General features: G+C 69.8%; 17 protein-coding genes. 7 read left to right on the forward strand and 10 right to left on the reverse strand.

Annotation, left to right across the window (positions count from 1 at the left end):
- Positions 1-78 precede the first annotated feature (78 nt).
- Positions 79-5,118, forward strand: a complete 5,040-nt coding sequence (locus IF28_RS0120770; protein ID WP_030222508.1) for a hypothetical protein — start codon at positions 79-81, stop codon at positions 5,116-5,118.
- A gap of 67 nt (positions 5,119-5,185) precedes the next feature.
- Here the strand turns inward: IF28_RS0120770 and IF28_RS0120775 are convergent, their stop codons facing one another.
- The 3 genes from IF28_RS0120775 to IF28_RS0120785 form a co-directional block, all read right to left on the reverse strand.
- Positions 5,186-5,380 carry a DUF397 domain-containing protein gene (locus IF28_RS0120775; protein WP_030222511.1) on the reverse strand — a complete coding sequence of 65 codons (195 nt, stop codon included), beginning with the start codon at positions 5,378-5,380 and terminating at the stop codon, positions 5,186-5,188.
- Entirely contained in the window at positions 5,377-6,228 is an 852-nt protein-coding gene (locus IF28_RS0120780; RefSeq protein ID WP_051713810.1) for a helix-turn-helix domain-containing protein, read from the reverse strand. Before IF28_RS0120780 ends, IF28_RS0120775 begins: the two co-directional genes overlap by 4 nt.
- A 176-nt stretch (positions 6,229-6,404) precedes the next feature.
- A complete protein-coding gene (locus tag IF28_RS0120785; protein WP_158713703.1) occupies positions 6,405-6,887 on the reverse strand; it encodes a hypothetical protein in 483 nt (160 codons plus the stop codon).
- Positions 6,888-7,091: 204 nt separating this feature from the next.
- Between IF28_RS0120785 and IF28_RS0120790 the strand changes: the two genes are divergently transcribed.
- From IF28_RS0120790 to IF28_RS0120805, 4 genes are all read left to right on the forward strand, one after another.
- Complete coding sequence (locus IF28_RS0120790; RefSeq protein WP_051713811.1) at positions 7,092-8,276, forward strand: DUF262 domain-containing protein; 1,185 nt, start codon at positions 7,092-7,094, stop codon at positions 8,274-8,276.
- Positions 8,269-9,390, forward strand: coding sequence for an AAA family ATPase (locus tag IF28_RS0120795; protein ID WP_030222521.1), 1,122 nt, complete (start codon positions 8,269-8,271; stop codon positions 9,388-9,390). The genes IF28_RS0120790 and IF28_RS0120795 overlap by 8 nt, the downstream gene beginning before the upstream one ends.
- A gap of 89 nt (positions 9,391-9,479) precedes the next feature.
- Positions 9,480-10,340, forward strand: coding sequence for a hypothetical protein (locus IF28_RS0120800; RefSeq protein WP_030222522.1), 861 nt, complete (start codon positions 9,480-9,482; stop codon positions 10,338-10,340).
- A 57-nt stretch (positions 10,341-10,397) separates the two neighbouring features.
- Entirely contained in the window at positions 10,398-11,045 is a 648-nt protein-coding gene (locus IF28_RS0120805; protein WP_030222523.1) for an HAD family hydrolase, read from the forward strand.
- Between the two features lie 15 nt (positions 11,046-11,060).
- Here IF28_RS0120805 and IF28_RS0120810 read toward each other — a convergent pair whose 3' ends face one another.
- From IF28_RS0120810 to IF28_RS0120840, 7 genes are all read right to left on the reverse strand, one after another.
- The gene (locus IF28_RS0120810) at positions 11,061-12,440 is read right to left on the reverse strand and encodes a hypothetical protein (protein ID WP_158713704.1); all 1,380 of its coding nucleotides are present in this window, start codon (positions 12,438-12,440) and stop codon (positions 11,061-11,063) included.
- Positions 12,430-14,082: a carbamoyltransferase gene (locus IF28_RS0120815; RefSeq protein WP_030222528.1), complete on the reverse strand. Its 1,653-nt coding sequence runs from the start codon at positions 14,080-14,082 to the stop codon at positions 12,430-12,432. Before IF28_RS0120815 ends, IF28_RS0120810 begins: the two co-directional genes overlap by 11 nt.
- A gap of 64 nt (positions 14,083-14,146) precedes the next feature.
- The gene (locus IF28_RS0120820; RefSeq protein WP_030222531.1) at positions 14,147-15,481 is read right to left on the reverse strand and encodes an aspartate aminotransferase family protein; all 1,335 of its coding nucleotides are present in this window, start codon (positions 15,479-15,481) and stop codon (positions 14,147-14,149) included.
- Between the two features lie 76 nt (positions 15,482-15,557).
- Complete coding sequence (locus IF28_RS0120825; protein WP_030222534.1) at positions 15,558-16,928, reverse strand: CHAT domain-containing protein; 1,371 nt, start codon at positions 16,926-16,928, stop codon at positions 15,558-15,560.
- 36 nt (positions 16,929-16,964) lie between these two features.
- The gene (locus IF28_RS0120830) at positions 16,965-19,472 is read right to left on the reverse strand and encodes a tetratricopeptide repeat protein (RefSeq protein WP_158713705.1); all 2,508 of its coding nucleotides are present in this window, start codon (positions 19,470-19,472) and stop codon (positions 16,965-16,967) included.
- Between the two features lie 148 nt (positions 19,473-19,620).
- Positions 19,621-20,241: a Type 1 glutamine amidotransferase-like domain-containing protein gene (locus IF28_RS0120835; RefSeq protein WP_030222541.1), complete on the reverse strand. Its 621-nt coding sequence runs from the start codon at positions 20,239-20,241 to the stop codon at positions 19,621-19,623.
- Positions 20,242-20,395: 154 nt separating this feature from the next.
- Entirely contained in the window at positions 20,396-21,550 is a 1,155-nt protein-coding gene (locus tag IF28_RS0120840) for an NDMA-dependent alcohol dehydrogenase (protein WP_234325289.1), read from the reverse strand.
- A gap of 462 nt (positions 21,551-22,012) precedes the next feature.
- Here IF28_RS0120840 and IF28_RS0120845 point away from each other — a divergent pair, with 462 nt between their 5' ends.
- Both IF28_RS0120845 and IF28_RS0120850 read left to right on the forward strand, forming a co-directional pair.
- Complete coding sequence (locus tag IF28_RS0120845; RefSeq protein ID WP_051713812.1) at positions 22,013-23,731, forward strand: SulP family inorganic anion transporter; 1,719 nt, start codon at positions 22,013-22,015, stop codon at positions 23,729-23,731.
- 12 nt (positions 23,732-23,743) lie between these two features.
- Positions 23,744-24,106, forward strand: a complete 363-nt coding sequence (locus IF28_RS0120850; protein WP_030222551.1) for an ArsR/SmtB family transcription factor — start codon at positions 23,744-23,746, stop codon at positions 24,104-24,106.
- Positions 24,107-24,187 lie beyond the last annotated feature (81 nt).

The raw sequence follows: 24,187 nt of genomic DNA on the forward strand, positions 1-24,187 counted from the left end.
GGCCGACGGGAGCGGCCGTCCTCGGCTCCGGTCGCCTCCCGCCTGAAAGCCCTGCCGGCCCTGAGAAGAGACGGGACCATGACGTACGACTCCCTGGTCAACCGCGGAGACTACTTCTCGGCGCACTACCTCGCCGAGGTGCTGCCCAAGGATCTCAAGGCGGGGCTGCTGCACACCTGGAAACAGCGCGAGGACGAGGCCGGGGGCGACACCGGTCCGGAGCCGCTGCCCGTCACCCCCCGCGCCGGCCTGCGGGACCTGCGCCGCCGCTACTTCCGCGCCCGCTCCTCCTTCGCCCTCCCCGAGGACGAGGACGGCACCGCCGCCGACCCGGACACCGAGGACGACACCGCGACCTACGCCTCGCCCGCCTGGCGGGACCGGGTCCGCGCGCTCAACGGGGACGTCCTGCGCGCCCTCGGCTACGACGCCAAGCCCCGCACGCTGACGGTCACCCGCGCCGACCGGCAGTACGACGTCCGGGTCGCGCACGCGGAGAAGGACCTGGTCGCGGTGGACTGCGGCTGGGCCGCCGAACCCGACGCCGCCCTCGACCCGAGGGGCCCCGGCCGTCTCCTCGATCCCGTCCCGCTCGACGGCCGCGACACGCTCCCGACCGGCTCCAAGCTCGCGAGCTTCCTCTTCGCCTGCGACGACGCCCCGCGCTACGTCCTGCTGCTCGTCGGCGGGGTCGTCGTCCTCGCCGACCGGGCGGCCTGGGGCGAGGGCCGCTATCTCGCCGTCTCTCTCGACACCGCCCTCCAGCGCAACGACACCAAGGCCGGCGGCGAACTCGACACGATCGCCGCCCTGTTCGGCGCGGACTCGCTGCGCACCCCCGAGGAGGGCGGCGGCAACCCGCTCGCCGAACTGGTCGCCACGTCCGCCAAACACGCGGTGGGCGTCTCCGGCGAACTCCGCGACGGCCTGCGCGTGAGCGTCGAACTCATCGCCAACGAGGTCCTGGAACGGCTGCGCGAACAGGGCGTCCGCCCCGAGGACGTCGGTGAACTGCCCGAGCTGGGTCGCCAGTTGACCCGCGAGTCACTGCGCTATCTGTACCGGATCCTGTTCCTGTTGTACGCGGAGGCCCGCCCGGAGCTGGGCATCCTGCCCGCCGACTATCCCGAGTATCAGCAGGGTTATGGCCTCGGCCGCCTGGGCGAACTGGTCGCCGAGCGCGATCTCGTCGACGAGAAGTCCCGCCGGGGCTTTTACCTGTACGAGTCCCTGGACCTGCTGTTCCGCAAGGTCCAGGAGGGCCACCGCCCCCGCCGCACCCACGGGGTGGTGGACGCGAAGACGTCCGAGGACACGGGCCTGCGCTTCGAACCGCTGCACTCCAAGCTGTTCGAGCCCGAGTCGATCGAGCTGATCGGGCGGCACGCGGTACCGGACCCCCGCGTCGACCCCGACCGGGAGGGCGGCCCCCGCCACCTGGACACCCGGCTGCGCAACGAGACCCTGTACCAGGTGCTGCGGCGGCTCATGCTCACGCGCGGCAGGAAGCGGGAGCGCGGGGGCTTCATCTCGTACGCGCAGCTCGGGATCAACCAGCTCGGGGCCGTGTACGAGGGGCTGATGTCGTACTCCGGTTTCGTGGCGGGCGAGGAGCTGTACGAGGTCGCCAAGCACGGGGATCCGGCGGACGGTTCATGGCTCGTACCGGCGGCGAAGGCCGACGAGTATCCCGACGCCGTCTTCGTACGGCACACGGACGCCGATACGGGCGAGCAGCGGCGGGTGCGGCATGTACCGGGCTCCTTCGTGTACCGGCTGTCCGGGCGTGACCGGCAGACCTCGGCCTCGTACTACACGCCCGAGTCGCTGACCCGGGTGACCGTCCAGCTCGCGCTGCGGCACCGGCTCGACCAGGACGACACGGTGACTCAGGCCCGTGAGCTGCTGGACTGGAGGATCTGCGAACCGGCGCTCGGCTCCGGCGCGTTCCTCAACGAGGCGATCAACCAGGTCGCCGCCGAGTATCTGCGGCGGCGGCAGGACGAGTTGGGCCTCGCCATCGACACCGAGCAGTACGCCGTCGAACTCCAGAAGGCGAAGGCGTACGTCGCCCTGCACAACTCCTACGGCGTCGACCTCAACGACACCGCCGTGGAACTGGCGGAGGTGTCCCTCTGGCTCAACACCATGCACCCCGGCATGGAGGCACCGTGGTTCGGGCTGCACCTGCGGCGCGGCAACTCCCTGATCGGCGGCCGGCGTGAGGTGTACCCGCCGGAGCGGCTGAAGAAGGGGGCCTGGCTCGGCACCACCCCGGAGCGGTTCCCGCTGACGGAGGCGGGTGGCGGCCTCCCGGTCACGGTGACCGAGCGCACCACCCGCAGCGGCACGGTCCAGCGGGTCACCGAGAACGCCGTGCACCACTTCCTGCTGCCCGCGAAGGAGTGGGGCGCGGTCGCCGCCGAGAAGGAGGCGAAGGCCCTCGCCCCCGAGGCCGCCCGCACCCTGGCCGCCTGGCGCAAGATGATCACCCGCACGCCCACCGCGAAGCAGTCGGAGCGCTTGCAGGCGCTCGCCCGGCGCGTGGAGTTCCTGTGGGACCTCGTCGTCCGCCGGCTGGAGATCTCCGAGCGGGACATCTCGCGGCGGATCGCGGTGTGGGGGGCGGAGGACGGCTGGCTGCGGTCGCCGGAGGAGGCGGTGCGCAGGGAGAAGGTCGTCGCCGACCTCACGGCGCCGGACACTCCGTACTGGCGGCTGAAGACGCTGATGGACGCGTGGTGCGCGCTGTGGTTCTGGCCGGTGCGGAGCGCTGCGCTGCTGGACGGGTCCGACGAGGTGTACGCACGGGCGGAGACACTGCCGGACGTCGGGGCGGAGGCCTCGCAGGTGCTGCTGGCCTGGGAGACGGAGGATCTGTTCGGCGAGGTCACGGGCGCGGGCGAGCTGACGGCTGGGGCGGTCGAGCGGAAGCGGGCCGGCCGTCGCAAGGAGGCCGTGGCCCAGCGGCGGCGCGCTGCGGTACCGCTGGCGGGGCTGGACGACTGGCTGGAGTTCGCGGAGGCGCTGATCGGCACGGAGGATGTGCCGGCGGACTCGCTGGTGGCGGAGTTCGGGTCACTGGCGGAACTGGAGCCGTACGAGGACGCGCTGCCCGGGCTGATGGGCATGGAGCACTTCTACGAGCTGGAGTCCCGGTTCCCCTGGGCTTCGGTGGCGCGGGATGTGGCTCGGGAACAGGGGTTCTTCCACTGGGAGTTGGACTTCGCGCAGGTGTTTGTGCGGGGTGGGTTTGATCTACAGGTGGGGAATCCGCCGTGGGTACGGCCACGATGGCAGGAAGGTCCGCTGTTGGCGGAGCTGGAACCGTGGTTCATGCTGGCGGAGAAGCCGAGCGCGGAGGAATGGCGCCTGCGGCGGGAGGAGGTGCTGGCCGCTCGCGCGGACGGCGCGAGTTTCCTCCTCGGCGAGTTGTCCAGCCACGCGGGGGCCGTCGCGACGCTGGGCAGTCCGGTGGGATATCCGCTGCTGGTCGGCACACAGGGCGACCTGTACCGGGGCTTCATGTCCCGGGTGTGGGAGCACACGGGGCCTGGGGGCAGCGCGGGGCTCATTCATCCGGACACACACTTCGGGGGTGTGCGCGAGGGGGCGATTCGCGCGGCCGCGTATCGGCATCTGCGGGTGCACGCGCACTTCGTGAACTCGTCCAGATGGGCATTCGACGACCTGAACTGGTCTCAGGAATTCGGCATGCACATTTACGGAACCTCGCAGGAGCCCGATTTTCTGCACCTCAGTGAGCTGCGCGGCATCGAGGTGTTGCCCGAATCCCTGGCCCATGACGGGCGAGGTGAAACACCCGGCATCAAGCACAACGGCTCCTGGGACGTACGTCCGCACAGGGAGCGCGTGGTGCATGTGGACGAAGCCTTGCTGGCCAGCTGGCACGCCCTGACGGGCTCGGCGGGTGGAGCCGCTGAGGCTCCTCTGCTGTATCCGGTTCTGGTCAGTGAGCAGGGGGCAATCGAGGCGCTGGCTACCTACGGCCACAGTCTTGCTGACTATCACCCGGCGATCACAAGGGGATACGACGAAGCCGGTGCAAGACGGGACGGACTGATCCGCTGGGGCAATCAGGCAGTTTCCGAGATCAGGGATCTCATCCTCCAAGGACCCCACTTCGCATCTGCGCTTCCCTTCTCGAAGCAGCCGAGGATTCCCTGCCGGAGCAATCGCGACTGGGACCTGATCGCTACATCACAGTTGCCCGAAGCGTTCACCCCGGTGTCCAACTACGTGCGGGCGACCGATGAGGGCACTTACCTCTCGGCGCAGGACTCCTGGAGCGGAAAGCCGTACACCGCTCATTTTCGGTTGGCCTGGCGAAGAATGATTCCCTTCGACAGCAGCCGCTGCCTGCATGCTGCTCTCATCCCGCCTGGGCCGGCTCACATTCACGCCGTGCAATCCATGGCCTTGCCCGACAACCGGCTCACCACACTCAACGCCGGCTTCTGGGCAGCCCTGCCCATGGACTATCTGCTCCGCATCACTGGCCGCTCCGATCTCCAGGTCGTCGAAGCACGCAAAATGCCCGCTCCCGACCCTAAGCACCCCCTTGCCGCTCCACTTCTCCTCCGTGCCCTCCGCCTGAACAGCCTCACCTCCCACTACGCCCCCCTCTGGGAGGAACTGTTCAGCCCCCAGTGGGCCGGATACGAGGACTGGGCGAACGCCGACTGGCCGTATCTCAAGCCCCTCGCCGCCGGACTCAAGCCGACGTGGGAATACGCCACTCCCCTCCGCACAGAGCACGAACGACGCGCTGCCCAGGTCGAACTCGATGCCCTGGTCGCCGTATGGCTGGGCATCACCGCAGACCAGCTCGCCGCGATCTTCAAGTCCCGCTATCCGCAGCTCTACGCCTACGAGTCGGAGACGTACTTCGACGTCAACGGCCGTAAGATCGCAGCCGACTTCAACACGTACGGCCACGGCCAGACCAAGCAGGACTACCTCGACCTCCTCGCCCACCTGGAAGACCCGGAGCGCACCCCGCCCCCGGACGGCTACCAGGGCCCCTTCTACAAGGCGGACCGCGAGGCCGAAATGCGTGCGGCCCACGCACACTTCAAGGCACGGCTGGACTCGTGACCGCCCCGGACGTGCCTGTGCCCTGTGACCTCCTCGGAGCCACAGGGCACAGGCGTACAGCGACGGCTCAGTCGATCTGACCAGCGGCAAGCCCGACGAACGTGGCCCACGCCTCCGAACCAACGGCCAAGCCAGGACGCTCAGTGTTCTTCGAGTCCCGCACGTGCACGGCGTGCGAGCAGATCGCCACCTCCACGCACTGACCGCCCTCCCCGCTGCTGTAAGTGCTCTTGAACCATGCCAGTTCAGCCGCGTTCTTCATGACTCTCCCAGCAACCCCTCGATGAAGCTCATCGACTCTCGCGGAGTGAGAGCCTGGGCTCGGATGATTCCATACTGCGCCTCAAGCTCCCGAACAGGCGGCCGATCCGTGTAGAGATGGCTGCTCTTCTGCACCTCCGCGTAGGCGATGCGTCCCCCCGCCTTGGTCTCGATCAAGGTGAACGGTCCTGCGAGGCCCGCGTGGTCCTCTCGCCGCAAGGGCATGACCTGGATTTCCACGTTGCGCTTCTGCCCGACGAGCAAGATCTGTTTCAACTGCCCTCGGTGAACTTCGGCTCCACCGACTGGCCGCCGAAGCACCGCCTCCTCGATCACGAAGCTCACGAGGGGCGCAGGCCAGCGAGCAAGGATCTCCTGCCTCAGCATCCGGGCGCTCACGCGCTGCTCGATGGTTTCCTCGTCCAGCAGAGGGCGCCGCATCGTGAACACCGCGCGGGCGTACTCCTCCGTCTGCAACAGTCCGTTCACGACGTGGGTGTCGTACACATGCAGCTCAACGGCCTCCGCTTCCAGTTGTGCCGCATCCCGGAAGAAGGGCGGATACTGCGCCCGCGCGACCTCCCCCTTCATCTCCTTCAACAAGCCGCCCGCGTCGAGCAGATCATCCACCGCGTCGATGAACCTCGACGGAGGAATCCGCCGCCCCAGCTCGTACGAGGTGATGGTGGACGGCGAGTACCCCGTCCGCGCTCCGACCTCCGCCCGTTCCATCCCCGCCCGGATCCGGCACAACTTCATCTGCCTGCCGAACACCCGCAGGATCCCCGACCCCGCTCCCGGCTCCGGGGAACCCGCCTCCCCGGCCGCCTCCGCCACTGCCTCGCTCATCGTCCGCTCACCTCCGCCGCCCAGCTCCGGCCGATCCGCTCAACTCCCCCGCCTCACCGGAGGGAACGGCTCGCCGCGTGTACACGCGCCGCCGGTACGCGTACAAAGCCCCCGGTCGGTCACCCACGACCAACGCTAGAAGCCGACACACAAGGGAACCGGTGAACGACGACAGTTCACCTGATCGAGTAAGGGCCCGCCTGACTCATTCGCTCCGGAGAGTCCGGACGATGTCCTGCAACTCTTCCGAATACCAGGAAGAGTGCAGGTTCCAACTGGCCGCGAATAGAAGGACTCGACCGGTACATGGACCGCACCAGCGCCCGCCAGGCGGCCCGGTTCCCGGGAGTCAGATGGTGGGACTGCTCCACGAGCTCCTGGAAGTAGATGCAGTAGAGCTCGGTGAGGGAGGCGATCCGGCTGCGGTCGGGGTGATCATGCGGAGCCGGGACGTCGTCGAAGAAGAACGGCCGGAGCTGCGGATGCTCGATGAGGACCAGTTTGATCTGAACGCCGATGTCGTAGGTCGCGCGTCGGGCGGCCGACTTCATCCCCTCCGCGAGGTGCCGCAATTTCACGATCACCACGGCCAGCCCCACGACCGCGGCCCCACTCGCGACCACCGCGGCCAGCGCCTCCGTTGTGTCGGTCCACTGCACCACGCACCCCTGTGCGGCTCGCGTCCGCGCCTGCTACGCAAGCCCGGCCCCCCCCGCAGGCAGCGTACGACGCCGGGCCGTCCCCCGCCCAAGCGTGCACGACGCACACGACGGGCGCACGGGCGCACGTGCGATGTGTCACGAATCGACTACTGTACGAGGGCGTTCGGCCCGTGATCGGCCGTCTTCGTGAGGGGGTACGTCATGGTCGACAGCGCGTCCGCGCCACCACCGGAACCGCAGGGGCCCCCGGAACCGGCCGTCGAGTTCACGGACACGGGTGCCAGCACGGGCATCGAGGCGGAGGACATCGGCGAGGCCGGCCGGATGCCGTTCGACCCGGAACTCATCGACGTGACCCCGCGCAGCCCCACGATCGACCTCGTGCTGCAACGGCTGAAGCGCGGACTGATCGACCTGCAACCGGACTTCCAGCGGCGCTCGGGCATCTGGAACGACACGGCGCAGAGCAGGCTGATCGAGTCACTGCTACTGCGCATCGCGCTGCCCACGCTCTACGTGGCGGAGGAGCCGGACGAGTCCTGGTCGGTGGTCGACGGCGTGCAGCGGCTCACCAGCATCGTGCGGTTCGTGAAACCGGAGGCGGCGGGCCTGAAGCCGCTGCGGCTTCAGAACCTGGAGTACCTGACCCAGTACGACGACGCGGGTTTCGAGGACCTGCCCGGCAGGATGCAGACCCGCATCCTGGAGACCGAACTGTCGGTGCTGCTGATCCGCAAGGGGACTCCGGAAGAGGCGAGGTTCAACATCTTCGCCCGCATCAACACGGGCGGACTCCCCCTCTCCCAGCAGGAACTACGGCACGCCCTGATCCCCGGGCGGGCCCGCACGTTCCTGGCCGAACTGGCGGAGAGCGAGGAGTTCCTGGAGGCGACGGCGTACAGCGTCTCCCCCTCGCGCATGGCGGAACGCGAACTCTGCCTGCGTTTCCTGGCGTTCTGGATGACCCCGCCGGAACGCTACGTCACTCAGGACTTCGACGGTTTCCTGCGCCGGACGATGCACGCGGTCAACGCCCTCTCCGAGCCCGAACTGGACACACTGGCACGGCACTTCCGCGTTGCGATGGTGGGCAGCGACCTCCTCTTCGGAGACCAGGCGTTCCGCAAGCAGTTCCGGGGGGTCACCCGCCGCTACCCGATCAACAAGGCACTCTTCGAGGTCCAGGCGGTGACCGTGGCCAGGTGCGCGCCCGACGACCTCCAGACGCTGCTGGACAGGACGGGGACCCTCGAGGCGATGTTCAAGGAACTGATGGACGATCCGCCCTTCTTCGACGCGATCTCCTCCAGCACCGGCGACGCCGACAAGGTCAACTACCGCTTCCAGTCCATGAAGGACCTGTTCCGCGAGGTGCTGCATGCTTGAGTCACTGACCCTGACCAACTTCAAGGCGTTCGCCCGCCAGGAGATCAGACTGGCCCCCTTCACCCTGCTCACGGGCCTGAACTCCTCGGGCAAGAGCACCGTGTTACAGGCCCTGGCCCTGCTGCGGCAGTCGGACAACGCCGGCGACCTCACCCCGACGGGCGGACTGCTGCTCAACGACGAGTTGGTACAGCTCGGCACGGGCCAGGACGTCCGCCACGAGGCATACGACGACGCCACAGGCCCCCACATCTCGCTCGCCGTGCGGGAAGACGGTCTGGAGGCGGAGTGGACCGCCGCCTACGAACGCGAGGCCGACCACCTCAAGCTGATCAGAAGCCACGGACGGACCTTCCACGTGGCGCCCCAGGCGAAAGTACCCACCCTGTTCGCCCCGGGCTTCCAATACCTGAAGGCCGACCGCGTCTCCCCCCAGGTCAGTTACCCCCGCTCCCACCACGCGGTGACCACCCGCGGTTTCCTCGGGGCGCACGGCGAGCACACCGTGAACTACCTGCGCACCCACCAGGACGAGCCGGTGTCCGGCAAGGCCCTGCGCCTCCCCGACGCCGCTTCCCCCACCCTCCTCGCCCAGACCGAGGCGTGGATGCAGCGGCTGTGCCCGGGGGTGCGGCTGGTCGCGGAGGACATCGACGGCACGGACGCCGTACGGCTCGGCTACCACTTCGGCAGCGGCTTCTCGGAGTCCAACCGGTACCGGCCCACGAACGTCGGGTTCGGGCTGACCTATGTACTGCCGGTCGTCGTGGCGTGCCTCTCGGTGCGGCCCGGGGCCCTGATCCTGCTGGAGAACCCCGAGGCGCACCTGCATCCGCAGGGGCAGACCTGGATGGCGTACCTGGCATGCGCGGCGGCGGCGAGCGGGGCGCAGATCGTCATGGAGACGCACAGCGACCATGTGCTCAACGGCCTGCGGCTCCAGGTGAAGAACGGACGGCTGGCCGGCGGGCAGACGGCCGTGCACTACTTCCGCCGCAAGGGACAGACGACGGAGGTCGTCAGCCCGGTCGTCGGCCCGGACGGGACGCTCTCCGAGTGGCCCCAGGGGTTCTTCGACGAGTGGGAGAACTCGCTGGACCAGTTGCTGGACTGACAAGGGGGTGGGGGGACGTGCCGCTGCTGGTGTTCCTCAATGAACGGTCGTGCGCGTCGGAGTGCGGGGCGGACGAAGTCGCTGCGGGCATGCGGGAGTTCGTGGCCGTGCTGAAGGAGTTACGGCGCTGGCGCGACATCAGCCTCGCCACCCAGAGCCCGCTGCCGGAGTCGGAACTGGCGCGCGGCTACTACTTCGCGCAGTGGCGCAACGACGCCCGCAACAAGGAGGAGTTCCTCTTCATCCAGGCGATGCGCAACCGTCGTACGACCTTCCAGGCCGCGCTGCACGCCTCCGCCGCGGCCGACCGGGGCGACGTATGGCACCGGCACGGGGGCGCGGACGTGCAGGGGCTCGGGGCGGCGCGGATGGCGGACGGGCTGGCGGTGAGCCTGCCCCTCGACCCCGTCTGGGACGCGTGCTGGCTCGACCTGGCGATCGAGGAGCTGACGGAGGACCCGGACACCGGGGACGTCCGCGCGGACGAGTACACGGAACGGGTCCGCCACGCGTCCCGGGTGGCGCACCTCGGCGAGCACGAGGAGTGGGGCCGGGCGGAGGGCCTGGACGCGGTGTCGTGCGGCGCGGAACTGTGGGCGGGCCGGGCGGACTTCTTCCCTGATCTGCAGTTTCTGCCGCACGTGCGGGACGACCTGGAGAACCTGGACCCGAAGTGGTTCAAGGGCGCGCGCAGGCTGCTGCGGCAGCTCCAGGAGACGGCGGCGGCCTGGGACCCCGTCTCCTCCCCCACGGGCCCCCACTGGGAGGCGCCCCGTATCCGTCCGGAGCACGAGACGGCCCGCAGGGACCGCTACTGGGACGACCTGGACGGCGAGTCCCGCTGCTTCGAACTCCACGGCAACCTCAACCGTGACGCCGGCCGCGTCTACTTCCGCCTGGTCCACGAGGAGAAGGCGATCCGCATCGCCCACATCGGCCGCCACCTCTGACGATACGGTCACCTCGGGCCGGGACGCCTCCGCCGCCCCGCGGGTACTGTTGCGGGCATGACGCGGTTCAAGCTCGTGATCTTCGACTGCGACGGCGTTCTGGTCGACAGTGAGCGGATCTCGATCGAGGTGGATCGGACCATGCTGGCCCAAGTGGGCTGGCTGCTCACCGAGTCGGACATCCTCGAGCGCTTCCTGGGCCGCTCGCACGCGCACATGGTGCACGAGATCGAGCGGCATCTCGGCCGGCCGCTGCCCGCCGGCTGGGAGGACGCGTACCACGCCGCGATCAATCAGGCGTTCGAGGAACGTCTGACGGCGGTGGACGGCGTCGAACAGGCCCTTGGCCTGATCGGGACGCCGACGTGTGTGGCGTCCAGCAGCACCCACGAACGGCTGCGCAGGACACTCGGCATGGCGGGCCTGTACCACCGGTTCGAGGGGCGCGTCTTCAGCTCCACCGAGGTTCCGCGCGGGAAGCCGGCCCCCGATCTGTTCCTGCACGTCGCCCGGCGCCTCGGGGCCGCCCCCGCCGACTGCGCCGTCGTGGAGGACAGCCCCGCGGGGGTGCGAGCGGCGCGGGCCGCGGGAATGACGGCGTTCGGCTACGTGGGCGGTGTCACGCCCGCGTCCTGGCTCGCCAGATCCGGAGCGGAGATGTTCGACGACATGCGGCTCCTGCCCGGGCTCCTCGCGCGGGGGTGAACCCGTCGAGGTCGGTCACCCGGGCGTCTCGTCGGCCAGGGCGTACGAGGCGTGCAGGATTCCCAGTGCGGCGAACGCCAGCGCGCGGTCCGGCCGGTTGTGCCGTATGAGGTGAAACGCGGGCAGGGCGAGAGCGGTCAGGGCCGCCGCCATGCGCACCATCCGGTCGAAGGCGTTCCGGGGGAGGCCCAGGACGTCAGGCAGCTCGGTCCTCGCATAGCCCATGAACCGCTCTGCGGCGTCGGCGTACTCCTTGCGGAACTCGTCCGCGTCGACGACGACGTCGACCGAGACACAGCCTTCCGGTTGGCCGGTCCTGACGGTGACCTCGAAAAAGTCGAAGTAGACGAACTCGTACCCGACCCACAGCGAGAGCATCGTCTTCGCCAGATCCAGGAGACCGTGCCGGTTGTAGGGGTTCGGATCGATGAGCATGACCTCGTGCGCCGGCCCCCGGCCCACGAGAATGTCCTCGAGGATGAGGTCCCCGTGGCAGGCGTGCGCCCCTCTGGGCCGGACGACCGGCTGCCAGAAGGGGTCCGTCTCGATCCTCGCCAGCAGATCGGGGATCGAGGGGCACGGTCTGCCGTTCACCCGGACCCGGCGGGCCCCAAGGAGGGCGCCGAGCGGTGTGCCCGCCTCCTTCAGCGCGGCACGGGTCAGGCGGCAGCGCCGCCGGATCTTCGCCACGTACCCCGCGTCCGGGTCCGGCCGGCCGACCGGCACCGGCGGACGGCAGTAGAAGCCGGTGCGCAGTTCCTCGTAGACCCGCACCAGGATCCCGGCGAGCCGCTCCCCGGACATCCGCCGCTGGAAGACCAGTTCGGCAGCCGAGTACCCGGGAAAGAAGTCCGTGTCGAACGCGTACGACTCGGCGCTGTCCTCCACGACGCGTGCCCTCGGGAACAGGTCGCTCTCCCTCCCCACCAGAGCGAGCCACTCGGCCTCGTTCCGGTGGCGATGCAGTCCGTCGGCGCCGCGCGACGCCCCGCTCTTGGAGACGGCCTTGGTAATCACGGAGTGCTTCCCGCGGGTCCGGAGCAGGACGTCGCAGTGCGAACCGCCGGACAGGACGACCGCGTCCGCACGGGCTCCGGCCGAACCCATGACGAGCACCCCCGCGCCCTCGAGGATCTCGTAAGGGCACCCCCGTCCCGTACGCAGCCGGTCGACGGCGTTCGTGAGCGCGTGCCGTGGACCGGGCGGGAGATACAGCCAGGTGCCGCACCCCTCCCTGTCGGACCGGAGCCTGTGCAGGGAGACGTCGCCGCCCGGTCCGGTGCTGCGGTCGTCCCTCACCGCCTCGGCCAGCACGCGGACGGCTCGGCTCCGCACCTGCTCGGCGGACTCGTCCGGGAACCCCCGCCATAACGACAGGGACCTGTCAAGCGCCATCGCGACCGCCCCGACCTCTCATCGGCCGACCCTTCTTGGACACCACGAAGTTCTCCATCACCAGATGGTCCAGCTCGCTGGACAGGAAGGTCCCGAGGGCCTGCCCCGGGGTCTCGACGATGGGCTCCCGCACGTTGAACGAGGTGTTGAGGAGCGCGGGCACCCCGGTGCGCGCGGCGAACTCGCTGATGAGCCGGTGGAAACGCCGCTGTTCAGGCATGACGCACTGCACGCGTGCGGTGCCGTCCACGTGGATCGCCCCCGCGATGTCCGCTCGGGCGGACTCAAGGATCTCCGGGCTCTCCAGCATGAACGGCCGGCTGACGTCGTCCCCCGTGTAGCGGTGGCTCTCCTCCGCGAGAATGCTGGGCGCGAACGGGCGGAACCACTCCCGGTGCTTGACGGCGGAGTTCACGTGGGCGCGCATCCCGGCGTCCCGCGGGTCCGCCAGGATGCTGCGGTGGCCCAGGGCCCGCGGTCCGAGCTCACTGCCGCCCTGGAACCAGCCGACGACCGCCCCATCGGCGAGAAGCTGGGCCGCGGCGCGAGCCGGGTCGGATTCCGTCGAGTACTCGAAGTCATGGCGGTAGAGGCGGCCGTAAGTGAGCGTGTCCGGGAACTTGGCCAGCGCGCGCCGGATGCTCCGTTCGTCGTACTCCCGGCCGAACGAGGCCGACACCGTGTGCACGGACGGCATCTCCCCCGAGCCGTACCAGTGGCCGTAGAGCGCGTTGCCGAGCGGCTGCCCCGTGTCGGAGGCCGGAGGAGGCACGAACAGGTCGACCTGGGGGAACGCACGGCGGACCCGGTCGTTGGCGACGCAATTGAGCGCCACACCGCCGGAGAGGCACAGACGACTCGCCCCGGCGCGCGCCAGCAGATCGCCGATCAGCTCGAGCAGCGCACCCTCGGTCTCCCGCTGCACGTACGCCGCCACGTCGCGGCTGTCCTGTGACCGGCCGGCGTCGAACGGCTCACCGAACGCAAGTCCGCTCTCGCGGGCGAACTCCATGACCCCCCAGTGGTGGGTCCGGCCGAGCCGGCCCATGATCCTCCCGCCGGTGAAGTCGAACAGCGGCACGCCGAAGCGTTCGGGATCGCCGTAGGCGGCCAGCGCCATCGTCTTGCCGGACTCCTCGTCGTTGAAGCCCAGGAAGTTCGTGAACGCCTCGTAGGTCGAGCCGACGCCCTTGTACCGCGGGCGCGCCGGGTCGCGGCCGGAGACACGGTGCACGCCGTGCCGGGAGGCCGTGTAGGCGCTCTCCGTGTCCTCCGCGTTTCCCACCGCGTCGAGGACGAGCACCGCGGCATCCTCGAATCCGGACAGGCAGAAGGCCCCGAACGCGTGGGACAGATGGTGGTCCACCGTCATGACGCGGCTCTTGTCGACCCCGAGCGACGCCAGTCCCCCGTCGAATCCCGCGGGGAGGTCGGGGCCGCCGCTGCTGAAGACGAACAGGTCGACGTCCCGCAGTGCGATGCCCGCGTACTGGAGACAGTAGGCGAGCGAGGCGGTCCACAGGCCGGAATGGCGGTGCCGGTCGAGTCGTTCCTCGGATATCGCGACCACCGGCCGGCCGTCGCGCATCAGGGCGCAGCCGCAGTCGTGACCGATCGCGAGGCCCGCCACCGTGTAGCTCATCCCCACCCCCCTTGGACATGTGCCCGCGTTCCCGCTCCGGGAAGTCCGGTCCCGGCCGCCGGACTCATCCGGCCAGGGCCGCCGTGATGCTCTGTTCGAGCAGTTCCACCAGGAGTTCGCCCTCCGCTTCGGTGAGGACGAACGGCGGCGAGACCAGCAGATGGTCGCCGTCCGGGGAATCGGCAGTGCCGCTGCCGCCCATCAGCAGCATGCCGCGGCGGAACGCCTCCGCGACGACCCGTTCCTGGACCCGTTCGGCCCTGGGGAAGGCCACGCCCCTGTCCGGTTCGGCGGCCAGCTCCACGGCCAGCAGGAGTCCGCGGCCCCGCACCTCTGAGACGAACGCGGACGCCTCGCCCATAGCGGTCAGTCGCTCCTTGAGGCGCTCGCCCGCCGACGCGCACCGCTCGACGAGGCCGTGGTCCGCTATGTGGCGCTGCACCGCGAGGCCGGCCGCACAGCTGACCGGATGTCCGGAGTACGTCATCCGCAGGGAAACGTTTCCGGTGCCGGCCCTGATGGCGTCGGCGACGCGCTCGTGTACCACGACCGCGCCCAGGGGGGCGTATCCGCTCGTCAGCCCCTTCGAGCAGAGAATCATGTCGGGTGCCGCGTCCCAGTGCTGGATCGCGAAGTCCTTTCCCGTCCGCCCGAACCCGGTGACGACCTCGTCCGCGATGAACAGGATGCCGTACGCGTCGCAGATCGACCGGACCGTCTCGTAGTAGCCGGGCGGCGGTTCGACGGCGCCGCTCGTCGTGCCGCCGATCGGTTCGGCGATGAACGCGGCCACCGTCTCCGGGCCCGCCCGCTCGATCGTGTCGGCGAGATCCGTCGCGCACCTGGTGGCGCACGAGGGGCGGCTCAGCCCGAACGCACAGTGGGCGCACTGCGGCGCCACCACGTGCCGAACGGGCGGCAGGTACGGAGCGAGGCGCTCCCTGTGGACGGCGTGACCGCCCATGCCGACCGCCCCGAGGGTGCCACCGTGGTAGCTGTGCCACCGGCCGATGACCTTGTGGCGCTCCGGCTCCTTCCGCTCCAGGTGGTACTGGCGGGCCAGTTGCATCGCCATCTCCGCCGCTTCCGAGCCGCTGCTGGTGAAGTAGACCCATCCCAGCCCCTCAGGGGTGCGTGACCTGATCAGTTCCGCGAGTTCCATCTGCGGATCGTTCACCCAGGTCCGTGAACTGGCGTAGGCCAGTTTCCGGGCCTGTGCGGCCATCGCGTCGGCGATCTCGCCCACGCCGTGTCCGATCGTGACGACGTGCGCGCCTCCTACCGCGTCGAGGAACCGCCGCCCGTCGCGGTCGTACAGGTACACGCCCTCGCCGCCGCGCGCGACGGGCCAGGTGCCGGACCAGTCCCCGTGGAGGAGGCCGCCACCGCGGTCAGTCATCGCTCTCCTTCATGACCATGACGTTCATCGCTCTCCTTCACCGCTCTTCTTCAGCGTTCTCCTTCAGCGCTTTTCGTCAGCGTTCTCCGTCGGTGTTCTCCTTCATGACGAACCGGCAGAGCAACGGGCCGATGGCGAGTGAGTCGTCGTTCGACAGGACGATCCGGTCGGCCCGGATCCCGTTGACCGATGAACCGCCGAAGCTGAGATCCCACAGTTCGTAACCGCTCGGGGTCGCCCTGACCATCGCGTGGAACGGTCTGAGCGAGGGGGACGGGAACGTGATGTCCGCCTTGTTGCTGCGGCCGATCACCGTCCGGGTCCGGACCAGCGGTATCCGGGATCCGTCCGGCAGACGCAGTTCGGCGGCGCCGCGGAGCGCCGCCGGGCGGGGAGGCGCCGGCCGCGGCCGGCGTGTCCGGCCGGCGTCGAACCTCAGCGCCCCGTCGCGGCACACCACCGTCGGCAGCAGCCATTGGATCGCGTCGGTGCTTCCCTCCGCCGCCGCCCGGTACAGGACCTGACGGCCGCGGTGGACCATCTGGTCGAGGCTCGTGCCGGGGGACGCGAGCAGTCCCTCGTACAAGGCGCCCACGAACAGCGCCGCCGCCGATTCGTCGAGGGTCGCCCGCATACCGACGGCGGCGGGCGCGAGCCGGTCCGCGATCACCGCCGCCAGTGAGCGTCCGCGCGGCGGCGGACTGGCCGAGTCGCACACGCTCAGCACCACCAGGCTCGGTTCCGGGCCGGCCAGCCGCTCGCAGAACTCCTCGGCCTCGTACGGGAGAACGGCGTGGTGCCGGTCCTCCCAGAGGATCCTGCCCGGTCTGCCGTGTGCGATCACGTGCAGGACGTCGCAGCGGCGTTCCGCCATCTCCTGCCGTACGAGGGCGAGATCCCGGTTCTCCGACCAGTGGAACATGCCCTCCGCGGACTCGAACCGGGCGGCCAGTGCCGTGAGCCGCTGCCGTTGCAGTTCGACGTTCGCGCTGGGCAGGCCCCGAGGCATCGCGGTGACGACCAGCACCGAAGGACGGGCGGGCGCCACGCGCTCGGCCGGCGCGTGCGCGCCCCAACGGGTGCGGTGGACGAGGGACATGGCGGGCTCCTGACCCAGCCAGTCCCCGTCGTCGTCGCGGGCGGCCTCCCACGGTACCCGGCTCGCGGGGCCGTCCGCGGGAAGCCACAACCGGTCCCGGGGAAGCAGCGCGGCGGGCAGCAGCAGGCCGGCGAGGCGACCGCGCCCGGGCAGTTCTCCCCCGGCACCCTCCGACAGCGCCCGGAAGACCCCACGGCCGAACTCGGCGAGTTCGGCCCGGGCTTGCGCGGGGGCGAACCCCAGGCTGCCGCCGGTGCCGGGGACGAGGCGCAGCCGACGTGCCCGCTGTGCCAACTCGGCCACCGCCGGTGCGGCGATGCGCGCGAGGTCGACGAGATGGTCAGCCATCCGCAGTCACCCCGGCCACCACGGCCCCCCGCTCCGTCACGACTGCCGGCAGAACCTGTCGAGATCCACGCGACCCAGCCACAGGGCGACGAACACCGCCACCACCGGAACCGCCACCACCGGTTCGACCGAGTTCAAGGTGGCGAGGAGGCTCACCACGAGCGGGATCATGCCGCCCGTCTCACCGTTGCGGAACGACAGGGACTGGGCGTACTCCGGCTTGAGTCCCTGGCAGCCGGGCAGGCACACCTGGGCCCGGATGGATTCCTTGTGGTACTCGATGAAGCGTCGGCCCAGGTTGAGCGGTCCGTAGTCACCACCGGCCCATGCGGGGAGCGGCGCCGCCGTCGCGGCGGTCTCCAGCACAAGTTCCTCCAGCTGGATTCCCAGGTGCTCCTCGAGGTCCACGGCGTTCAGGTCCGCCACGCCGCCCTCGGTGGCCTGCCGAAGCAGTGACTCGATCTGTCCGGCCGTCTCCGGGTCGACGCCGACCGGGGCGACCTCTGCCGGGCCGCGGGCGGCCGCGCCGCCGGTAACGGGTGCGGTGGTGACGGGTGCTGTGGTGACGGGTGCTGTGGTGACGGGTGCTGTGGCCGACTCCGCGAGCAGTCGCGGAAGCACCTCCTTCTCCCAGGAGGTGTCGGACTCCGCGATGCTGACGGCCAGGTCGAGCGCCGCGGCCGCGGAGCGCGCCCGGACGGCCAGGTCGAGAGCCTGCGCACGGTCCCCGAGGTGGTAGTGCGCGATCGCCAGTTCCATGAGTGCGACGGCGCCGTCCATGGCCTGGGCCACGAGGTCCCGCGATTCACGCAAAAGGGGGATCGCCTCCTCGTACCTGCCCTGCCGATTGGCGAGAATCCCGAGGTTCCCCTTGCCGATACCGGTCATGTCCTTCCCCCAGGCCGTGGCCAGATACGGCTGGGAAGCCTCGATGACCTGGTCGAACGCCTCGATGGCGGCATCGGGGTCCTGGGACGCGGAGAGCATGTTGCCCAGGCGGTTGACGACGCGTGCGAACCACTCGTCCCGGCCGAGTTCGCTGAACACGCCGGCAACCCTGCGGAGCGTCAACACACTCGAGGCTCCGTCGTGCTCCACGGCCCGCGGGCCGAGGTGGGTCACCCGGTTGTAGTCGATGACGGCCTCGTAGAGCGGCCGGGCGCCCGGCGGCGCCGCCGCGAGGAAGTCCGTCGCCTCGTCGAAGCATGCCCGCAGCTTCGCCTCGTCCCCCCGCAGCAGATGAACCCGGGACACCCAGGTCAGCAGTACGGTCATGTACTCCTCGCCCAGGCCCTGCGCACGGAGCGCCGGAAGTGCCCAGCCGCCGTGGTCCACCAACTGGCTCCAGTAGCCGCGGCAGAAGAGGAAGTAGCTCACGTCCGAGTAGAGCACCGAGGCCCGTGCGTACACCGTCTCGTTCTGACGCGTACGCGCCCACTCAAACAGGCTCTCGATGTTGGCGCGTTCTTCCTCGAGTAAGTCGAAACAGTCCTGCCACCGCGGCTGGGCGAGGCTGCGCGCGATGTGGTGGGCGAGCGCGTCCACCCAGCGGGTACGGACATCGTCCTCGTCGGAGCCGGACGGCTGGGGCAGGGTGCTTCCCATGATGTACGTCCTTGTCATAGGGAGAAGGTTCAGCCGGGCGGTGGTGGCCTCCAGCACTCCGAGCCGCCGCAGTCTCACCAGGGCGCGCTCGAATTCCCATGGCCGGTCGGTCAGGCCGGACGTCCGGCGGGCGAGTTCGTGCGAGGCTCCGCCGGAGAACAGGGCGATAGCGACGAGGAGTTCGCCGGCCGGTGTGCCCTGAACGGAATCCCACGCCTTGAAGAAGCAGAACTCGAGGAGATCCGCGGTCGTCCCGCCGAAGTCGTCGAGTATGTGTGAGACGTCGTAGCCCAGCCGCACCAGGTTCACGGCCCAGACGATCGCCAGGGGTATGCCTCCGCAGAGCGTGTGCAGCCGTATCGCCTCGGCGTGCGACAGCCGGACTTCCTCTCTCTCATGGATCTGCCGCAGCAGGTCCTGGACTTCCGGGAACGAGAGAGGGCCGAGCCGGACGGACCTCCCGAAGTCGAGCTGCGACCGGGCGGTCGCGAGCACGCGGCAGAAACCGGGGAGCGACCCCAGGAACGAGAGCACCCGTTCGTCCTCGACCTCGTCGAGGTCGTCGGCGACGATCAGGACCGGCTTCCGGGACAGTGCGTCACGCAGCAGCGCGGGCTGTTCGTCGGGCAGCGCCCGCATCACATCGGTCCGCCCCAGGGTCGCGCAGATATTGGTGACGAAGTCGCTCAGCGTCCCGCAGACCAGCGGGGAGCGCAGCACGCCGTCCACGGTCAGGATCGCCGGCCGGGCCGAGAGCCAGACCAGTTCCTCGAAGTGCGGGGCCCGGCCCCGGCGCTCCGCGGCGGCAACACGGTGGACGGCCTCGATGGCGACGGACGTCTTGCCCGCGCCTGCCGGCCCGTAAACCAGGACGTTCTCGGCGGGGGCCTCCTCGGTCAGGAGGCCGACCACATGCTGGACCACTTCTTCCCGTCCCACCAGAGCGCGGTAGCGCCGCAGGGGGAGGCGGGACTGTATCCCTGACTGGACGGGGACTGTCACTGTCTCACTGGCATCCGGCACCTGCGCACTCCTTCGACCACACCGTCCGCGACCGCGGCCGGGGGCCCGCCGCCGTCGAGAGGGACTATTCCGCGGAATCCGTGACCTCGTACTTCTCCCCCCGCACCCACACCGCCTGGTCGTTCCGCAGCGGTACGAGAGTCAGTTCGCCCTCGTAACGGCGGATGACGGCCTCGTACTCCGGCAGGTACTTCTCGTTGCCGTAGTGCGGCAGGACCACGAAGTCGACCAGACCGAGCCCGCGCAGACTTTCCAGACCGGGCGCCGCCGCGGGATCGTCGAGGGTGGACACAGGCCGCAGGTCGGGGCCGACCAGGATGGCGCCGGCGCTGGCCCCGATGTACTTGACACCGTGGTCAAGCAGTTCGCCGAGCACATCTCCGAAGCCGCTCGCTTGGGCCTTCTCCAGTAGGTAGAACGAGTTCCCTCCGGCGACGAACACCACGTCCACGTCAGCCAGTTCGGTGCGCAGCTGCTCTGCCGTCTTCCCATCGAGGGTCACGTCCAGCAGGTCGAACCCCATGCGGCTCAGCAGCGACCGGTCCCGGTCGACGAACGAGCGGTCCTCGTACGGGACCCCCGCGTCGGGCACGAAGGCCAGCCTCTTGCCCGCCGGGTCACCCCCGACGAATTCGCTCACCGCACCGAGGTTCAGGGAGACGAGCAGCAGATCACGCGACGCCATACAACACACTCCGAAATCGATCATTGACGCAGAAATCGCCGGGCGGGCAGAATGGAAAAGGAATGCCACACCTTGTCGGTGGATCGCCGATGGCTCGCCAATGGCTCACCTATAGCCGGCCGAAGCTTTTCCGGGGCCTTTTCGGCGGGCATTTCTATCCGCTGTGCACTATGACACCGCGTATGTTCTTCCCCGCATGCATGTCGGCATATCCCTGACGAATGTCGTCAAGCCGGTACTCGGCCGATATGAGTTCGTCCAGCAGAATTTTTCCCTCCTTGTACATACGCGCCAGCAGGGGAATGTCGCTTCGGGGATTGCAGCCGCCGTAGAGCGATCCGACGACTCGTTTGCTCTCGACCGTGAGCAGGGTTCCCGGCAGTTGCACCGTCACTTCGTCGGACCGGTCGTGGGCACCGATCAAGACGATCGTGCCTCCTTTCCGGGTGACGTCGAACGCCGAAGCGACGATCCGGGCGTCGACCACGCCCGCCGTGACGATCGCGACGTCGGCCCCGGCTCCGCGGGTGCCCAGGGCGATGTCGTCAGCCGCCGACTCCACATCGGCGTGGACGGCGGTCGCCCCCATGCGCAACGCGAAGTCCCGCTTGGCCCGCACCGGGTCGATCACCACCACTTGGCCGGCGCCCGCGCCGACGGCGCCCTGAACGGCGTTGCTGCCCACTCCCCCGCAGCCGAGGACGACGACGACATCACCCGGACGCACCTCCGCAACCCGGACCGCCGCCCCCCAGCCCGTCGGCACACAGCACCCGAGCAGGGCGGCGACGCCGAACGGCACATCCTTGTCGACGGGCACACAGCCGTTCGCGGACATCACCGCATGCCGGGAGAACGTCCCCAGGCTGTCCATCGCGCCGAAGTCCAGCCCGTCACCATGGAATCGGAAGGTCCCGTCCCGCATCGCCCCCACGAGGTCCGGGGACTGGTCGCAGAGGAAAGTGCGCCCGGTCGAACACCAGCGGCAGTGCCCGCAGACCGGGATGAACGAACACACCACGTGATCGCCCGGGCCCACGTGGGACACCCCCGGCCCCACCTGCTCGACGACCCCTGCGCCCTCGTGACCGCCCACGACGGGAAAGCGCGCGTCCTCGCTGTGCTTGAGGTGCTCGTCGGAGTGGCACAGGCCGGCCGCCTCCAGCCGAAGGAGGACCTCACCTTCCCCGGGGCCGTCCAACTCCAGATCGACAACGTCCCAGTCCCGGTGGGATCCCGTCAGAACAGCCGCCCTCGTCCGCACCGTCCGCCTCCATGGGAATACGTCGCCAAGGGCCCGCTGGTGCACGCCGCGAGGACGGTAAAGGAAGCGGCCCGTCATCACACGGCGAGCACGTTCCGGACTGTCGTCGCGACCTACTCGAAATCCCCTGCTCGATCCGGTGATCGATTTCCGGCGATGCGCAAGGAGAAGTCCGCCAACACGCCAACCTGAGATCCAGACTTGAAATGGATTGCCGCCAGTTATGACTCGGAAGCGTAGCGTAGTGTCGCGGGCTCGAAAGTGTCCACCAAGTGGGTTCAAAACCGTGCCGACTCCGTGCCGGACGACGAGCGTTCGTGGAGCGGAGCGCCGCCGCACACCCCATGGACACCCCTCGGCTGCGGACTTGCAAAACTTCGCAATTGAGCAGATGCTGAAGTGACTGTGCCTGCCGTCCGGTAGCCGCGGGCACAGCCATGCGTGCCCGCCCCCGCCGGGGCGGGCTGTCGGTGGAGCCGTCATGTCGAGCGGAGGTTGTGTCGCGGGATGAGTTCGCGGATCAGCCGGGCCGGGGCCCGGATCGTGGCACTGCTGCCCACCCGCGCCGACCTGGCGGAGATGGGCCGCGCTCCCCGGCGGGACCTGCTCGCCGGGCTGACCGTGGCGATCGTGGCCCTCCCGCTCGCGCTCGGCTTCGGGGTGTCCTCCGGGCTGGGGGCGGCGGCCGGGCTCGCGACCGCCGTGGTCGCGGGCGCGCTCGCCGCGCTCTTCGGCGGCTCGAACCTCCAGGTGTCCGGGCCGACCGGCGCCATGACCGTCGTACTCGTCCCAATCGTCGCCCAGCACGGGCCGGGCGGAGTCCTCATGGTCGGTCTGCTGGCCGGCCTGATGCTGATCGCCCTCGCCGCGCTGCGGGCGGGGAAGTACATGCGGTACGTGCCCGCGCCGGTCGTCGAGGGGTTCACGCTCGGCATCGCCTGTGTGATCGGTCTGCAGCAGGTGCCGAACGCCCTCGGTGTGCCCGCGCCGGAGGGCGAACGGGTGCTCGTGGTCGCCTGGCGGGCGGTCGCGGAGTTCGCCGGGGCCCCGAACTGGACGGCGGTCGGTCTCGCGGTCGCGGTGGCCGTGGTCATGCTGGTGGGTGCCCGGCTGCGGCCCACAGTGCCGTTCTCCATCGTCGCGGTGATCGCCGCGACCGTCGTGGTCCAGGTCGCCGGGCTCGACGGGGCGAAGCCGATCGGCGACCTGCCCTCCGGGCTGCCCGCCCCTTCCCTCTCCTTCCTCGAACCCGGCGCGCTGGGCTCCCTGCTCGCGCCCGCCGTGGCGGTCGCCGCCCTGGCCGCGCTGGAGTCCCTGCTGTCCGCGTCCGTCGCCGACGGCATGACGGTCGGCCAGAAGCACGACCCGGACCGGGAGCTGTTCGGACAAGGACTCGCCAACATCGCCTCGCCGCTGTTCGGCGGTGTGCCGGCGACCGGCGCCATCGCCCGTACCGCCGTCAACGTCCGCACCGGCGCGAGCTCGCGGCTCGCCGCCCTCGCGCACGCCGCCGTCCTCGCCGTGATCGTGTTCGCGGCGGCGCCGCTCGTCTCGAGGATCCCGCTGGCCGCGCTCGCCGGAGTGCTGCTGGCCACCGCGGTCCGCATGGTCGAGGTCGGCTCGCTCAGGGCACTGGTGAAGGCCACCCGCTCGGACGCGCTGATCCTCGTACTGACCGCCGTGGCCACCCTGGCCCTGGACCTGGTCTACGCGGTGATCATCGGACTGGCCGTGGCGGGCGCGCTCGCGCTGCGGGACGTCGCCGGGCAGGTCCGCTTCGACCAGGTGCCGCTCGACCGCGGCAACCACGGCGACGAGGAGCACGCGCTGCTGGCCGAGCACATCGTGGCGTACCGCATCGACGGCCCGCTGTTCTTCGCCGCCGCCCACCGCTTCCTGCTGGACCTGACCGAGGTCGCCGACGTACGGGTGATCATTCTGCGCATGTCCCGGGTGTCGACGATGGACGCCACGGGGGCGCTCGTCCTCAAGGACGCCGTGGAGAAGCTGACGCGGCGGGGCGTCCTCGTCCTCGCCTCCGGGATCCGGCCGGGCCAGCGCCAGGTTCTGGACTCCGTGGGAGCGCTGGAGCTGCTGCGGCACGAGGGCCGGGAGTACGCCACCACGCCCGAGGCGATCCTGGCCGCGCGCGGCCACCTGGAGGGAGCCGGTCTCCTGCCCGCGCTGCGGGGCGGGGAGGATGGTCCCCATGTCTGTGACGAGTGAGGCGACGGCACGATGAGTACGCCGCTGTACCAACTGAAGGCCGAGTTCTTCAAGACGCTCGGCCACCCGGCGCGCATCCGGGTCCTGGAGCTGCTGAGCGAGCGCGAGCACGCGGTCTCCGAGATGCTCCCCGAGGTCGGCATCGAGCCCGCGCACCTCTCCCAGCAACTGGCGGTGCTGCGCCGGGCCAACCTGGTCGTGACCCGCAAAGAGGGCTCGACCGTCTACTACTCCCTGACCAGCCCCCACATCGCCGAACTCCTCACGGTGGCCCGCACCATCCTCTCCGGCGTCCTGACAGGCCAGGCAGAACTACTCGCCGACCTCCAGGCCGACCGGCCCCGGGGCGGCGGGGCGGGCCTGGGCTCCGCCTGACGGGTGCTTCTCACCTCGCACACGGGACCGGCGCCCCGTACGGGCGAGAAGTCTCTGGGACAGTGACTGAATCAGAGAGTT

The organism is Streptomyces sp. NRRL WC-3626, assembly GCF_000718785.1.
In the GTDB taxonomy this organism is placed as follows: Bacteria; Actinomycetota; Actinomycetes; order Streptomycetales; family Streptomycetaceae; genus Streptomyces; species Streptomyces edwardsiae.